Annotated in this window: 18 protein-coding genes; 9 read left to right on the top strand and 9 right to left on the bottom strand. The window is 68.3% G+C overall.

Going from position 1 to position 14,764, the window contains the following annotated elements; all coding sequences use genetic code 11:
• Window positions 1-270 precede the first annotated feature (270 nt).
• Complete coding sequence (locus D0Z08_RS26140; protein ID WP_118928222.1) at window positions 271-699, bottom strand: DUF1206 domain-containing protein; 429 nt, start codon at window positions 697-699, stop codon at window positions 271-273.
• A gap of 589 nt (window positions 700-1,288) precedes the next feature.
• Here D0Z08_RS26140 and D0Z08_RS26135 point away from each other — a divergent pair.
• The gene (locus tag D0Z08_RS26135) at window positions 1,289-2,404 is read left to right on the top strand and encodes a fatty acid desaturase family protein (protein ID WP_118928221.1); all 1,116 of its coding nucleotides are present in this window, start codon (window positions 1,289-1,291) and stop codon (window positions 2,402-2,404) included.
• Between the two features lie 310 nt (window positions 2,405-2,714).
• Window positions 2,715-2,981, top strand: a complete 267-nt coding sequence (locus D0Z08_RS26130; RefSeq protein ID WP_118928220.1) for a hypothetical protein — start codon at window positions 2,715-2,717, stop codon at window positions 2,979-2,981.
• A 206-nt stretch (window positions 2,982-3,187) separates the two neighbouring features.
• Here D0Z08_RS26130 and D0Z08_RS26125 read toward each other — a convergent pair whose 3' ends face one another.
• Window positions 3,188-3,469: a hypothetical protein gene (locus D0Z08_RS26125; protein ID WP_147381546.1), complete on the bottom strand. Its 282-nt coding sequence runs from the start codon at window positions 3,467-3,469 to the stop codon at window positions 3,188-3,190.
• A gap of 462 nt (window positions 3,470-3,931) precedes the next feature.
• Complete coding sequence (locus tag D0Z08_RS26120; RefSeq protein ID WP_118928218.1) at window positions 3,932-4,876, bottom strand: NADP-dependent oxidoreductase; 945 nt, start codon at window positions 4,874-4,876, stop codon at window positions 3,932-3,934.
• A gap of 119 nt (window positions 4,877-4,995) precedes the next feature.
• Here D0Z08_RS26120 and D0Z08_RS26115 point away from each other — a divergent pair, with 119 nt between their 5' ends.
• Complete coding sequence (locus D0Z08_RS26115; RefSeq protein WP_118928217.1) at window positions 4,996-5,496, top strand: MarR family winged helix-turn-helix transcriptional regulator; 501 nt, start codon at window positions 4,996-4,998, stop codon at window positions 5,494-5,496.
• A 549-nt stretch (window positions 5,497-6,045) separates the two neighbouring features.
• Here D0Z08_RS26115 and D0Z08_RS26105 read toward each other — a convergent pair.
• Complete coding sequence (locus D0Z08_RS26105; RefSeq protein WP_118928215.1) at window positions 6,046-6,303, bottom strand: cupin domain-containing protein; 258 nt, start codon at window positions 6,301-6,303, stop codon at window positions 6,046-6,048.
• A 159-nt stretch (window positions 6,304-6,462) separates the two neighbouring features.
• Between D0Z08_RS26105 and D0Z08_RS26100 the strand changes: the two genes are divergently transcribed.
• The 6 genes from D0Z08_RS26100 (at window position 6,463) to merB (ending at window position 11,953) form a co-directional block, all read left to right on the top strand.
• Window positions 6,463-7,641 carry a hypothetical protein gene (locus tag D0Z08_RS26100; protein WP_147381545.1) on the top strand — a complete coding sequence of 393 codons (1,179 nt, stop codon included), beginning with the start codon at window positions 6,463-6,465 and terminating at the stop codon, window positions 7,639-7,641.
• A gap of 113 nt (window positions 7,642-7,754) precedes the next feature.
• The gene (mmuM, locus tag D0Z08_RS26095; RefSeq protein ID WP_245994510.1) at window positions 7,755-8,660 is read left to right on the top strand and encodes a homocysteine S-methyltransferase; all 906 of its coding nucleotides are present in this window, start codon (window positions 7,755-7,757) and stop codon (window positions 8,658-8,660) included.
• A 133-nt stretch (window positions 8,661-8,793) separates the two neighbouring features.
• Window positions 8,794-10,413, top strand: coding sequence for a YncE family protein (locus tag D0Z08_RS26090; protein WP_147381544.1), 1,620 nt, complete (start codon window positions 8,794-8,796; stop codon window positions 10,411-10,413).
• Window positions 10,414-10,620: 207 nt separating this feature from the next.
• Complete coding sequence (locus tag D0Z08_RS26085) at window positions 10,621-10,917, top strand: DUF4193 domain-containing protein (protein WP_118928212.1); 297 nt, start codon at window positions 10,621-10,623, stop codon at window positions 10,915-10,917.
• Window positions 10,918-10,972: 55 nt separating this feature from the next.
• Window positions 10,973-11,206 carry a DUF3099 domain-containing protein gene (locus D0Z08_RS26080; protein ID WP_118928231.1) on the top strand — a complete coding sequence of 78 codons (234 nt, stop codon included), beginning with the start codon at window positions 10,973-10,975 and terminating at the stop codon, window positions 11,204-11,206.
• An 87-nt stretch (window positions 11,207-11,293) separates the two neighbouring features.
• On the top strand, window positions 11,294-11,953 hold the full coding sequence (merB, locus tag D0Z08_RS26075; RefSeq protein WP_118928211.1) for an organomercurial lyase: 660 nt from the start codon (window positions 11,294-11,296) through the stop codon (window positions 11,951-11,953).
• Between the two features lie 52 nt (window positions 11,954-12,005).
• On the opposite strand, the gene D0Z08_RS26070 is transcribed toward merB, so the two are convergent.
• The 5 genes from D0Z08_RS26070 to D0Z08_RS26060 all read right to left on the bottom strand — a co-directional run bounded on the left by D0Z08_RS26070 (window position 12,006) and on the right by D0Z08_RS26060 (window position 14,760).
• Window positions 12,006-12,344: a hypothetical protein gene (locus D0Z08_RS26070; protein ID WP_118928210.1), complete on the bottom strand. Its 339-nt coding sequence runs from the start codon at window positions 12,342-12,344 to the stop codon at window positions 12,006-12,008.
• A 31-nt stretch (window positions 12,345-12,375) separates the two neighbouring features.
• A complete protein-coding gene (locus D0Z08_RS26065) occupies window positions 12,376-13,101 on the bottom strand; it encodes a hypothetical protein (protein WP_118928209.1) in 726 nt (241 codons plus the stop codon).
• Between the two features lie 4 nt (window positions 13,102-13,105).
• Window positions 13,106-13,252 carry a hypothetical protein gene (locus D0Z08_RS32380; protein ID WP_182481499.1) on the bottom strand — a complete coding sequence of 49 codons (147 nt, stop codon included), beginning with the start codon at window positions 13,250-13,252 and terminating at the stop codon, window positions 13,106-13,108.
• A 78-nt stretch (window positions 13,253-13,330) separates the two neighbouring features.
• The gene (locus D0Z08_RS32375) at window positions 13,331-13,480 is read right to left on the bottom strand and encodes a hypothetical protein (protein ID WP_182481498.1); all 150 of its coding nucleotides are present in this window, start codon (window positions 13,478-13,480) and stop codon (window positions 13,331-13,333) included.
• Window positions 13,481-13,506: 26 nt separating this feature from the next.
• Window positions 13,507-14,760, bottom strand: a complete 1,254-nt coding sequence (locus tag D0Z08_RS26060) for a cytochrome P450 (protein ID WP_118928208.1) — start codon at window positions 14,758-14,760, stop codon at window positions 13,507-13,509.
• Between the last annotated feature and the right edge of the window lie 4 nt (window positions 14,761-14,764).

The raw sequence follows: 14,764 nt of genomic DNA, 5'->3' as shown, positions 1-14,764 counted from the left end.
GGCGACTCCTACCGCATGAAACAGGCCCGAGCGAAGGGAGGAACCCGACTCAACACCCACTGAACCTCAGCGGAGGGTGGGGACTTTCAGTTGGCCACCAGCGGGGACCGCAACATGGCCATTGACAGCCGTCAGCCATCGACTTGCGAGATGCAGTCCAGGCAATGAAGTCGCGGACCACCAACTCGTGTGGTTCCCTGAGGCCCGTTGTGTAGTCAAGTGTGCTACCTGGCGATGACCAGCCGTGGAGACCTACCGAAGTCACCGTCGTCAACAGCGCTGCGCCGATGAGGGCAAGGTCCCCGTATGTGACATCGCGTGCCCAGCGGGCCATGCCAGCACACCTGAGGTGGCTTGCTGCTGGGACCGTGGGCTCGATGACCCCGAGCCGAGCGCGACCGACGCTGCGCCGACCCCGAGCGCAACGTAGATGATGGCCCTGGCCCAACTGGTGGCCCGCATGCGGACCCGCTTGGCGCCCTCCCGGTTGCGATAGCCCCAGATGGCTTCACTGCCCTGCCACAGCGCGAGCGCCACCAGGCCGACCGCAACCAGCCAGAGCAGGATCCTGCCCAACGGCTGATCAGCCAAGGTCCTCAATGCCCCGGAAGGGTCGGCGCTCTTGCTGGACGATGTGCCCCACGCGAGCTGCAGGGCCAGCCAGCCGACCAAGATGTGAATGACGCCGTAAGCGATCAACCCGCCGCGAGCAAACGCCTCCAGCGTCGCGCTATCGCCGCCGCCTGTTCGGCCATCCCGCCATTACTGGTTGCCATCGCAAAACGCCCTCGTTGCTCGACCTCGAGCCTAGCGCCGAGGAACACCCTCTCCCACGTCCCGGCAGGCCCTGAAGCCACCGATGGCGTGTAGCAGCTCGCGGGCGTTCGATCCTTCTCGCGACGGGTCCCGGTCACCACGACCCGTAGCCCCGGAGACTCGGTCCTGCCGAACGACCCGGCGAAATCACCCGGCAAACCCCGACCTCTTCCGCTCGGTCCACTTGGGTGCACGGCGCTGGCGCGTCACGTCCGCAAGGAAGGCAGGGCAATCTTCACGTCGGTGACACCCAAGCGTCCCTTGCCTACGGTTACGTAGGAGGAGGTTGTTGATGCCGAGACCGGGTTCGCGAGACCGGGTTCGGCGGACGACTGCTCCGTCCATCGCCATCCGGCAGGGCCATCGTCGACGTGGACAGTCGACATGGACCAACGAGGTCGAGAACATGGAAAATGACATGCGCTACTACGCCAGGCGGGGACCGACGGGCCCGCCAAAGGGGATGACCCGCATGACGACGACCGCGCATCTGACCGAGGCCGACATCGACGAGTTCGCCCGGGAGCTGGACCGGATCCGCGACGAGGTGATCGCCAGCCGCGGCGAGGCCGACGCGCGGTACATCCGCCGGGTGATCGCCGTCCAGCGTGACCTGGAGCTGGGTGGCCGGGTCCTGTTGTTCGCCTCGATCCTGCCGCCGGCCTGGCTGGCCGGCACCGCGATGCTGGCCACCGCCAAGATCCTGGAGAACATGGAGATCGGCCACAACGTGCTGCACGGTCAGTGGGACTGGATGCGCGACCCCAAGATCCACTCCAGCACCTGGGAATGGGACTTCGCCAGCCCCGCCGCGGCGTGGAAGCACTCCCACAACTTCGTGCACCACACCTACACCAACGTGCTCGGCAAGGACCGTGACATCGGCTACAGCGCGCTGCGGATCAGCCCCGAGCAGCCCTGGCACCCGGTGTACCTCGCGCAACCGATCTACAACCTGGTGCTGGCGGCGCTCTTCGAATGGGGCATCGCGATCTATGACGTCGAGCTCGAGCGCGTCTGGCGAGGGGAGAAGAGCTGGGCCGAGGCCCTGACGCAGCTGCGGGGTGTCGCGCACAAGGCGCGCCGCCAGGTGACCAAGGACTACCTGGTGTTCCCGCTGCTCGCCGGCCCAGCCTTCGTGCCCGTGCTGCTGGGCAACCTGACCGCGAATGTGACCCGCAACCTGTGGGCGCACACGATCATCTTCTGCGGCCACTTCCCGGCCGGCGCCGAGGTCTTCGCCGAGGAGCAGCTCGAGGCCGAGACCCACGGCCAGTGGTACCTGCGCCAACTCCTGGGCTCGGCCAACATCGACGGCGGCCCGCTCTTCCACATCATGTGCGGCAACCTGAGCCACCAGATCGAGCACCACCTGTTCCCGGACCTGCCGAGCAACCGGTACGCCGAGATCGCCCCCCGGGTCCGCGCCCTCTGCGAGCGGTTCGGGCTTCCGTACACCACCGGACCACTGCTGCGCCAGACCGCAAGCGTCTGGAAGCGAGTCCTCCGCCTGGCACTGCCCGGACCTAAGCCACCCCACGCAGCCATGGAGCCGTCGACGCAGAACCTCGACTCCGTCGCGACCTGACCAAGGGTGCCGGCACCGGAGGACGACGGGACGCCCGGACGCCTGCCCGGCGCCTCGATAGCGGATCCGGGTAAGCACGATCCGCACCGGGCACCCCGGTCGAGGTCCTCCGGCATCGCCAGTCACCGGCCGTGCTCCCGAACCCGCGCCTCGCCTCGAACCGGTCGCCGGCGGGCTAGGTCGAAACCGACCGCCGCCTCGGTCCTTCCGTCGCCCGTGATCCTGTTCGGCCTCCAACGTCATCGCGGGCACCGAGTTCGCCATGACAAGGCGGTCCTAGACGCCCACCCGGCATGGCTACGCTGCGGAAGTGATCGTCGCCTACCTTCTTCTGGCCGCCCCCGTCGTCGCCGCCCTTCTCTTCTGGGGAGCCTGGGGCTGGGTCGCAGCGACTGTCGTGGTCGCAGCCGTTGAGTATGCGTCGCTCCGACGCTCCGAGCGGTTCTCCGCTCGGGTCTGGCGCACCGTCGGGATGACGCGACGAGGCAGGCGAGAGCGTGGCATCGAGATCATCTACGTGGTCAGCGCCGTGTCGGGGGTTGCCCTCTTGATCGGGTCCTTGCTGCGCATCGTCTGATCGCCGTCGCGAAGGCGCGTCACGTCGCCGCCAGCGGGCTACCGCGGCCGAATGGCCCGACCGGCTTTCCGATTGGCGAAGGACGAGTACCCCGGGCCGCCACGAGGTGAGCGATGAGCTCGCTCTCCACATCTTCAGGATCGGCGTCAGGAGTTTCGCGTCAAGCGACGAGCAGCTCATCCGTGTCCGGCAGTTGCCAGCAGTATCTACGCCTGGGCAACCAGCCAGGCTAGGAAGATGAGGACCATCACCACGCCGACAATCAAGGCAGCGAAGGCGAGTAGGTTCCTGCGCGGCGAAGTGCCGCCGGCCAGCCACGCGGTCACCGCCGCAGCGAGGCCCAGAAGCGGCTGGATCAGCCAGGCCGGACCATCATGATCCATGGCCGCCAACACGACCATTGCAAGAACGGCACCGGCTGCTAATGCGAGCGCCGCCCAGGTCATCGACTGGCCTTTCGTGGTTGCCGCATCATCCGCAGTTGCCACCAGGCACCTCCTCGTCGGGGTACATCGACGGTACTGCCGCACGCTGAGCGATGGCCAGGGATCGCCGGCAGGTTCCGAGGGAAATCGCACCCACCCGGGTAGGTCTAGCCGCGAGAAGCCGGCGGGGTATTGATGTCGGCCATTGAGGACCCCGCAGAGTTCCCGGCAAGTGCGCCAAGGCTGCTGGGCATAGTCAGGGCCCGTTAAGGACTTCACAGCACAACTGTGAAAGCTCGCGTGCCGTTGCCGTTGCCGACGTCGGTCGACGACAGACACACCGCCGTGGGTCGACCGACCAATGCCGGAGTATCGGTGCGTCATAGCGCCGCGTAAGCCGCGCCCGTACCGAGTGCGGGAGGGCGCCAGGAAGGTGCTGGGATCTATTCGTCATGGAGCTCCGTGTGAACCCCAGTGGCGTGGTCAGACGTGCTGACCGCCGACCCGAGCGGTAGGGAGCGGGTCTCAGTCGGCGTCGGGGACGACGACGATCTTTCCGTGGAGGGTGCCGGAGGCTGCCGCGGCGTGGACGGCGGGTAGTTCGCGGAGCGGGACTCGTTGTGCCACGCCGACGGTGAGCTCGCCGCGGTCGACGCGTGTGACGAGCTCGGACAGCTGCTTGGCGTCGCTGTTGACGTACAGGTCGACACCCCGCACGTCGCGGTCGTCGTCACTGGGGGCGGGCATCCACACAGTGGTGCTGACCACGACGCCTCCATCGCCGACGAGGCCGGCCAGGGCGGTGAACTCGACCGGGTCGATCGGGGCGAGGTTGAGCAGGACGTCGACAGGCTTGGTGACTGTGCCGGCCACCTCGGCGACAGTGTGGTCGATGACCTCGTCCGCGCCGTTCGCTTTCACTTCGGCGCTGCTCCGCGGACTGGCCGTGGCGATCACGTAGGCGCCGGTTGCCTTGGCCAGCTGTACGGCGTAGCCGCCCACAGCTCCCCCGGCGCCGTTGATCAAGATCCGCTGCCCGGCTTGGAGCTCGGCGTGGTCGAAGAGCGCCTGCCACGCGGTGAGCCCGACCAGCGGCAGGGCGGCCGCGTCGGTGAGCGGGATGCTGGTCGGCGCCAGCGTCAGAGCATCGGCGGAGGCGAGGACGAACTCGGCGGAGGCCCCGTCGTCGACGAACGGGAGGAAGCCGACGACCGGGTCGCCGACCTGCAGGCCGCTAACGCCCTCGCCGAGTTCGTCGATCGTTCCGGCCACGTCGAGGCCGGGGGTGTGCGGCAAGTTGAGGGGCATCGGGCCCTGCATGAGTCCCGCGCGGATATTGCCGTCAACGCCGTTGAATGTCGTCGCCGCGACGCGGACTCGCACCTGCCCGTCGCTCGGGACCGGCTGCTCCACATCCTCATAACGGAGGACGTCCGCGTCGCCGTACTCGTGGAACCGAACTGCCTTCATCTCTGGTACCTCATTCTCGATCCGGATGTGCTTCGAATTTGAAGCACTCGTGAAACCGTAGCAGTGCTTTGAATGTGAAGCAAGTGCTTCGAACCCGAAGCAAGCGATAGAGTCGCGACATGCCGGACACCCCGCCGAGCCTGGACTCCGTCCAGTTGCGCGCCTACTTCGCCCTGATGGAGGTTGCAGGCCTGCTCAGGCACGCGGTCGAACAGCAACTGCGCGAGGTGGGTGACCTCAGCTACGTCCAGTTCCAGCTTCTGGCGCGCCTTGGGCTCGACTCGTCGACTGGTAGTGAACGGATGACCGACCTCGCCGACGGCGTCGTCTACAGCCGCAGTGGGTTGACCTACCAAGCGGGCCTGCTCGAGAAGGCGGATCTGGTTACGCGCACGCCGTCCCCGGACGACGAGCGAGCCGTCACGGTCACGATCACGGATGCTGGGCGGGCGCTGCTCGCCAAGGTCCTGCCCGGCCACACCGAGGTAATCAGCCGTCAGCTCTTCCAACCACTGTCACGCACAGACGCCAAGGCGCTCGCCGACTTGCTCTCACCGGTGCGCGACCACATGCGCGCGGCGCCACCCCGTTCAGCAGCGCCTCGCCGCCGGCGGCGTTAAGACGCTGCCCTGTTCACCCGGTGGAATAGGACAACCTTCTTGCACCTGGCGGAGGCACACCGACGCCCAGGCCTGCGTCTTACCGCCGGTAAGCGGCGATGTCCCATGCCGCTACGGATGCGCTCGGAAGCGTCCTGATCTGCCGCGGCCACCGCGGACGAGTCGCAGATCCGAGGGCATGGTCACGCGGGTCTTCGACGCCTACCGTGGAGGGATGAGCAAGGCGCAAGCGGGCTCCGATCCGTGCTGCCCGACGTGTGGACAGCCGCTGCGCCACGGCGGACACATGTCGCGCGAGAACGCTGCGTTCCTCACCGCCTCCGGCAACGCCGGGATCTCGTTCGAGACGCAAGGCAGGTGCGAGAACGAGGCCTGTGTTGACTTCGGTCGAGAGTTCGCGCCAGACGAGTGGTTTCGCCCGGCTGACGGACCGGAGTAAAGGAATCCCGCTGCTGCCCCGCGGATGTCAGTCCGGTGTGCCCCTAACGGTGGCCGTGAGTAGAACCACGGTGTCCTCGAGCGCCTCGAAGGAGTCCCATTCGAGCGGGATCACGACGTAATCGCTGAGGGCAAGCTCAGCAGTGTGGGCCCCGCGATCACCCGCGCGCGGCCGCGAATCAAGTGCAGGGTCACCTCGCCGGTGTTCTCGTGCTCCTCGAGCGCGTGGCCGGCGGCAACCCCGATCAACGTCTGGCGCAACGAATGAACATGTCCGCCGTGGATAGTGACGCCGTACCGGCCGCTTGATGCGGACCGAGCCTCCGCCAACAGCTTCTCGCCGAGCACGCCGAGCGCAACAGTCTCCATGGCAGCCCCTGCCTCCTTTCGCCGCCCTGTCGGCGCGCTCGATTCGCGCGCCCCCGATGAGCGGTCGCCTACGGAGATCGAGGGCGAGTCCACTGCGCACCCCGCTGGAACGCGGAGACGGATAGTCTGAACCACGGTGTTGTGGCAGAGGTGGGGCACATGGGAATGCGGTTCAGTGTGACGGCCGGAGAGCACGCCTCGCCCGTACACCGTGCATCTCTTGCCCTGCTCGCCACCTGCCTGCTGGCCCCGAGCGCCCTCGTCGCGGGGTGCAGTGACGATGCGGACCCGGCGGACAGCCGCGAGCACTACTCGGTGCTCGACGCAATCGGCGAGCTGCCGGCGTCGATCGAGGGCGACGCCCCCTTGATCTTCACCGGCGACCTCACTCGGGCCAGCGAGATTGCGGGATTGAACCGCCCGACCGACGCCGACAGCGACGAGGTAAACGCGTGGGTGGCTGACCTGACCGCCGCCCCCGATCCGGACGAAACGGCCCGGGTCTTCGTGCCGCTTCCCGGTGCTCTGATCCCGTGGGAGAGCCCGCCAGCAGACATGGACGCCCAAGTCGGGTGGTCGGTCGTCGACGTCGAGTCGTTCGTGGCTCTCACCCAGCCACCCGAGCACTTCCTGGTCGTGTCCGGCGACTTCGACGACGACACGCTGGACGAGGACCTCTCTGAGGTCGAGGGCGGCGTCGTCACGGACGTCGAGGGCGCGGACCTCGAACAGAACCTCCTGGAACCGACCGCCTTCAGCCGGGTTGGGGCCCCGACGCGGCTCGCCGAGGACGACGGGCGAATCGCGGCTTCCTCCACCACCGACGCCGTCCGGGACTGGTTGGACGGGGATGTATCACTGGCCGACGACGAGGGGTACGCCGACGTCGCAACGGCCCTCGACGAGCACGAGGTGTACGCCGCTGTGCTCTCCGGGGTACAAACCGGCATCGACCCGGCCGGACTGATCCTCGGCAGCCAGGGCTCGGCCGAAGAGCTCCAGGCGCTCCGCGAGCAACTCGAAGACGAGCTCCCGGAGGCGTCGTACGACACCGTCGGCATCGCGTGGTCGGCGGACGACCAGGCCCCTCTGGTCGCGACGGCGTACCACTTCTCCTCCGAAGCTGACGCCGAGAACAGCGCCGACCCGCTGCGCGAGCTCTACGAGTCGGGCACCAGTGTGGAGTCGCAACGACCGTTCAGCGACTACCTCACGGTCGAGAACGTCGAGGTCCAGGGCTCGGTCGTCGTGGTGACCTCGCGGCCGGCCGAGGATGTCGCCATCAACTTCGCCTACCAGGCACTCCTCCAGCGCGACTTGCTGTTCATCAGCCGGTGACGCTTGCGGATATCCGGAACGTCAGGGATGCCGCGGCTCTGGGCTTGCGTCATTGCGCCGTCTTCGGCGCGGTCTCCGATCAGTCCACGGACCACGGGCTGCACACTTGAACCGTGCCGCTGTTCGACGAGGTCCTCAAGCGCAGAGTGGTGATCCTCGACGGCGGGATGTCCAACGCCCTGGAGGACCGAGGTCACGATCTCTCCGACGACCTGTGGACCGCGCGGCTGCTCCGTGATGACCCCGCTGAGATCGTCGCTGTGCACCGCGCGTACTTCGAGGCGGGCGCCGACGTCGCGACCACGGCGAGCTACCAGGCCAGCATGCCCGGCCTGATCCGCGCCGGTCTCTCCGATGAGGCCGCGGCCGGACTGATCCGGAGCAGCGTCCACCGTGCCCGGGAGGCGGCGGAAGCGGTCGCCGCGTCGACCGGGCGGGAGCTCCTGGTCGCAGCCTCGGTCGGGCCCTACGGTGCCGCGCTGGCGGACGGCTCTGAGTACCGCGGCAGGTACGGCGTCTCCGCGGCCGCCCTCCGCGACTTCCATGCGCCGCGGCTCGAGCTCCTCGCCTCGGCGGCTCCGGACCTACTGGCGGTCGAGACCATCCCAGACCTCGACGAAGCCGAGGTCCTGGTGCCGCTGCTGGACGCACTCGGCGTGCCTGCGTGGTTCTCCTACTCCGTCAGCGGCGACCAGACGCGCTCGGGACAGCCGCTGCGCGCGGCGTACGAGGTCCTCGCCGGGAGTACGGCGGTCCTCGCCGCCGGGGTCAACTGCTCCGCGCCCGCCGACGTCCTCACCGCCGTCCAGACGGCGGTCTCGGTCACGGGGAAGCCAGGTGTCGCCTATCCCAACCGCGGCGAGGCGTGGGACGCCCGGTCGCACTCCTGGGCAGGGCAGGGATCGTTCGACCCCGCGCTCGCTACCACCTGGGTGGACGCGGGGGCACGCCTGATCGGCGGCTGTTGCCGGGTCGGACCCGCGGACATCGCGCGACTGGCGACGACGCTCCTACACTGATGCCATCAAGATTCGGCGCGTCACAGCGCCGCGAAGCGGCTGGGTCCTACCTCCGCGAGTGCGCGTCGACACGCAGGATCGGGTGGCGGCGCGAGGCTCCGTAACGCGAGGACCCGCGCGGAGTTGGTGGGCCGTGAGCTTGCGGATGACTCTCTGCGCGGTCGGTGCCCTCGTCGTCGTGACCGTGCCGGCGGTTCCCTCCTCGACGTACGCGGACTCGGGGCCGATTTATGGCGGCGTGAGGGGGTTCGCTGTCGATGTCGAGCGCGACCGGATCTACGTGTCCGCGTTCCAGGACGGCGCGGCAGAGCTGCTGGTGACGAGCCCGCGGGGGGAGGTGATCGCATCCGTCGATGGGATTGCAGGTACCGGGCAGCCGGTCATGAGTAACGACGGCAGCATGGTCTTGATGGCGTTGCCGGGTCAGGACGCGGTAGCCGTCGTTGACTCTGCAACGCTCTCGACGAGGACCGTCGACACCGGCCCCGGGACATGCCCGTCGCAGATCACCGAAACGGGAGGCGGCTTCTGGGTGCTCGTCGGATGCAGCGAGCACTGGGACAGCGTCGCACATGTCGACCTCGAGTCTGGTCACCTCAGGCCGTTCACCGTGGAGGGCTGGCCGGAGCACCGACCCACGATCACCGCCTCCCCCGCGCTACCCGACACCTTGGTCCTGGCCTCAGCAGAGCCCGCGCGGATCGACCTGCTCACGGCGTCTGCGACGGGCGTCCCTTCCCTGTCGATCCGGGCGTCACGTGAGGTGGCCCCGGGGGGAGAGCGACCAGTCGCAGCGGTCTCGCCGGACGGCACCCGGATCGTCGTGTCCTCGGAGACCAGGTTCCTCGACCTGTCGAGCGACAGCCTCGAAACCATGTCGGAGTCGTCCGTGGCGAACGGACATACGGCAGCCAACGTCGCCTTCCGGTACGACGGCTGGCGCGCGGACGTCCACTACTCCTATGCCGGCTCGCACAACGCCTACATCGTCGTGATGCGTCGTCCAGACGGGTCCGAGTTCCGAAGATTCAAGGTCCCGACGGGTCTCACCGAAGGTGCCTTCGACTTCTCTCGCTCGTTCGCATGGGGATCGCGCCACCTGTATGCGGTCGTGGCCAACACGCTGCGAGTGTTCGAGCAAAGGCTGCCCTCAGGCCTCCGGATCCGCCTCGACCAGGAGCGGTACGAGCTCGGCGACGTCGCCAACGTCCGGGTGCGACTGCAGTCCGACTCGCCGAACAGGCGGGTGAGCCTCTACGCGACGCAGTACGGCGGCGACCGTCGGCTGGTCACCAGCGCGGACGTCGATGAGGACGGATATCTGCACGCGCAGCTCCGTGTGCGCCGCAACACCGAACTGGAGGCCCACTTCGACGGCGATGCGGACAACGAGGACGCCACCGTCGGCCGCCTTGCCCGGGTGGAGCAGCCGATCCGGACCTGGCTCAAGGGCTACCGTCGGATGTCCGGCCGGTACGCCGTCTACGGTGCGTCGGACCGGACCAGGGTCGTGGCCGATCCACTGGACGGCCAACCCCGCGACTTCCTCTGCTTCCGCGTCTACACAGCAGAAGACACCGGCTGGACCTATTGGTACACCGACTGCGGGCACCTCGACCAGAGCCTGACAACTTCCGCCCGGCTCCGCACCTCGCTCGTCGGCGACCGAGTCCGCGTGCGTGCAGAGTGGGAAGGCAAGCGCGGCTTCGCCACCAGCCTGGGACCCTGGAAGTACTACCGCGTGGTGCGTTAGCCGGTCCGCCCGCAGCCCTTGCGGCGCGAACGCTGATACCAACGTCCCCAAGCTGCAGCAGGAGATGCAGACCCGCGTCAAACCGCCTGTTGGTTGGACGCCGACGGCCGCGGCGTCAGGGCAGGTCGTTCCTCAGCCGCGTCGGCATTGCAGGCCGCGACGACATCTGGGACTAGCATTCGCGCTTCGCCCCGAGAGGACCTCCACATGGCTACCGACTACGACGCATCCCGCAAGACCGACGACGAACAGAAGGAAGAGAGCCTAGAGGCCCGCCGCCTCACCTTGGGTGAGCAGGACAAGACCTCAGGGAAGATCGACGAGGACGAGACCGAGCTCGCCGAGTCCTATGAGCTACCCGGCGCGGATCTCTCCCACGAGACCCTCTCCATCGAGGTCATGCCGAAGCAGACCGACGAGTTCACCTGCACAACCTGTTTCCTCGTCCAGCACGTGTCGCGACGATCCTCACCGGCCGCCGACCTCTGCGCCGACTGCGCCTAACGGTCGACGGCTTCCCCGGGGCGTTCCCGGCTGCCACCGTGGGATGGTGGAGGCGATGAGACGACACCAGCGCGTCACAGCCAGCGGGGTGCGCTGGCCGCAGAGCGAGCGGCTGCGCCGGCGTCAGCGGTGGTACTTCACCCTGATGGGCATTTGCCTGGTGCTGATCCTGCTGGCCTGGAACCTGGTCCGGTTCTGGTCGACGACGGCAGCCGTGGTCATGTCGGTCGTCGCTGCTGTGATCCCACCGATCGCGGTGATCATCGCCAACTGGGGCGAGGACCACTGACGACTCGGTGGGTGAGCATCTCAGTGCGCAGACGGCCTTGGCGGCCGATTGACTGCCGCGTCCCCTGCCAGCGGCCAGAATGGCGTCGTGGACCTCGAGGATCTTCGCGTTGCCGTCTACAGGTCGTTCGCTGAGACCGGCCGGGCCCCCGAGGTCGGGGCTCTGGCGGAGCGCTTCGACACGAACCAGGACGCTGTGGTCGAAGGGCTCCGAGAGTTGGCCCACGCCCGGCACGTGGTGCTCGATCCCGATGACCGCATCGTGATGGCGCACCCCTTCGCGGCGATCCCGCTCGGATTCTCGGTCATGGGCACCTCCACGCTGTGGTGGGGCGGCTGCGCTTGGGACGCCTTCGCCTTGCCCCACCTGCTGCCTGAGCAGGGCCCCATGCTGGTCGCGACCACCTGCCCCGCATGCGGCCAGGCCCACGCCTGGAACGTCGGCACCGACGCCGCGCCGGTCGGTCCACAGGTTGCCCACTTCCTGGTCCCCGTCGACCACATGTGGGACGACGTCGTGCACACCTGCAGCAATCAGCGGGTGTTCTGCTCGACCGATTGCGTCGACGACTGGCTCGAGCGCAGCGACCACGTGCGCGGCTACGTGATGGACCTGGCGACGCTCTGGCGCCTCGCCAGGCACTGGTACACGGGGCGACTGGATCACGGCTACACCCGCCGAGAGCCGAGGGAGGCCGCCGACTACTTGCGGCAGGTCGGCCTCTCGGGCCCCTTCTGGGGTTTGTGAGACCGCAATGCGTCACCCGACGATGCGGCTCCCCGTCGAGGTCACCCGGACCTCATGACGAAGAGGTGGTCGTGGCGAGAAGGCGTCGCGCTCGACGACCGAGGTCGCTCAGATCCACCCGGCCTTCCTCGGCGGCGGCGGCCAGACGCGCGGCGAGGTCCATCGCCTCGTCGAGCACGGGTGCAGCGACGGCGGACTCCTGGCCCATATCGCGAAGGATCGTGATCTCTGTCCTGGAGGCGATCAGTGGTTCGGCGACTCCGTCGACCCAGACTCTGGTCCGGCGGCCATCACCGCGCTCCTCCCCGGTGATTCGCTCCAAGGCGAAGATGCGGTCGGCGCGCGCGAACTTGCCGAAGCCCAACGCCACCATGCGGGAGTCCGATGCCACCTGGCCATCTTGTCACTGCCGAAGGCGTGCGTCAGGCGTGCTTCGGGCGGTCGGTCTGGAGTGCGAGCAGCCGGGTGAGCAACCAGACGATGCCCGCCTGCCAGAGGACGACCGCGAGCAGGTATGCCGGCCACCAGGCAGCCATGGCCGGTGCAATCGCATCGCGGGGAAGCACGAACAGCGCGTACGTCGGCACGATCACGGCCGCGCTGAGGGCAAGGGCGGCAGTCCGGTAGCCCCGGCTCCGATCGACGGGCGGGGTGATCCCGAGTCCACTGACGTCTTGCGGCGGATGCTCCCGGATCATTCGCCTCGCCGTGGCGTAGACAGCAGTGTCCGGGTAGCGCGTCGCGAGCATCCGCCGCGTCCGCACGGCCGCCCACGGGTTCCACAGGACGTGCCCGGGCAGGGCCACTGCCTCGATGCGCGCGGCCGCGGCACGGAAGCCACGGTCGCCGAGGATGCACCTCCCTGACGCCGCCACGACGGCGCTGACGGGGCCGGGCGCCACGGTCGCGCTGCCGGGGAGGTACCAGGCATAGAGGCCGCAGGCGCACCCCGCCGCCGGAGCCTCGTGCTCGGGGACAACCACGCACCGCGCCCGCTCCAGCGGTTGGTGCCAGGGCCCGACCTGGGCGTGGACACGCGGGTAGAGCCCGTCCCTGCGGAGGTCGAACTGCCGGTAGCCGCGCAGCTCCCCGGCGACGAAGGCCGGACCGTCGTCGTGAATGCCGTCGCGGTCGCCGTCGGCGGACATGGCCTCAGGTGCGGCTGGGCTCGGGCGTCGCCGGAGCCGGTGTCGCCGGCCGTGTGGGCTCGGGAGCCGCCTGACGGCGGGGCCCGGGCTTGGTCTCCGCCGGCAGCGGCTCGAACTCGACCTCGCGCCGCTCCGTTCCGATCTCACCCATCACGCACCTCCTTGCTCGGGCACGAGCAGACCCGTACGACCATCGTCCTTCCATGGTCGGCCCGACAGGCTGGTGCGTCTAGCCGAGACCGACCACGAACCCGTAAATGCCGAACGCCACGCCGATGCCGACGATCAGCCAGAGCGAGATCCAGGCCAGGGTGTGCATGGTGTGTTGGTAGTGGTTCTCCGAGTAGCCCTGGAACTTCTCGGTGTCGGTGTCGCTCATAGCTGCACGGTAGCGCCACCAGCGGCCTACTTGAAGGCAACTTGCAGTTCCTTGATCCCGTTGATCCATCCGTGCCGGAGCCGCTTTGGCTCGGCGACCTTGGTGATGTCCGGCGCCCGCTCGGCGAGGGCGTCGAAGATCAGCCGGATCTCCTGGCGGGCGAGGTTGGCGCCGAGGCAGTAGTGCGCGCCGTGGCCGCCGAACGCGACGTGCGGGTTGGGGTCGCGCGTGATGTCGAAGCGGAACGGGTCCTCGAAGACCGTCTCGTCGAAGTTCGCCGAGGCGTAGAACAGGCCGACCCGCTGGCCCTCCGTGACCGGCACTCCCCCGACCTCCACGTCGGCGAGCGCCGTCCGCTGGAACACCGTGACCGGCGTCGCCCACCGGACCACCTCGTCGATCATGGTCTCCGGGCGCTCACGCTTCCAGAGGTCCCACTGGTCGGGGTTGTCGAGGAACGCGTTCATGCCGTGGCTGATCGCGTTGCGCGTCGTCTCGTTGCCCGCCACGGCGAGGATGATCACGAAGTAGCCGAACTCGTCGTCGTTCAGTCCTCTCCCCGCCCCCGACGGGTCGTTCAGATCGGCCTCCAGCAGCCGGGTGACGATGTCGTCGCGCGGCGCGGCCTTCCGCTCGGCGGCCATCCCCATCGCGTACATCAGCACCTCGGCCGCGGCGTCCTGGCCGTCGACCTGGGCGTAGTCCGGGTCCTCGTTCGCCAGCATCTGGTTGGACCAGTGGAAGAGCTTCTTGCGGTCCTCCTGCGGTACGCCGAGGAGGTCGGCGATCGCCTGCAGGGGCAGCTCGGCGGCCACCTCCTCCACGAAGTCGCCGGCCTCACGCTCGACGGCGTCGGACACGATCCGCTGCGCCCGTTCCGTCATGATCTGCTCCAGCTGTGTGATGGAGCGCGGCGTGAACGCGCGCGACACGATGTGGCGCATCGCGGTGTGCTCCGGCGGATCCTGGTTGAGGATCATCACCCGCTGCATCTCGATCATGTCCCGCGTCATGCCGGCGGGGAAGCGGATGATCGCGCCGTTCTCAGCGGAGGAGAAGTTCTTGCTGTCCTTCGACACCGCCGCGACCTCGGCATGGCGGGTCAGCGCCCAGTAGCCCGAGCCCGACGCCGGCGCGAAACCGTCGTACGACCCGGGCTGCTGCTCGACCCAGGCCACCGGAGAGGTACGGCGGAGCTCGCGGAACCGATCGTGCGGGACCGCCGACCAGTTGACGTCGGGGTCGGTGAAGTCGAACGTCCAGGGCTGGGCGGCGGTCACGGGA

Origin of the sequence: Nocardioides immobilis, assembly GCF_003515065.1 — a bacterium.
GTDB classification, from domain to species: domain Bacteria; phylum Actinomycetota; class Actinomycetes; order Propionibacteriales; family Nocardioidaceae; genus Nocardioides; species Nocardioides immobilis.
Note: the sequence above shows the minus strand (reverse complement) of the source record. Positions and strands in the feature narration are given on the sequence as shown.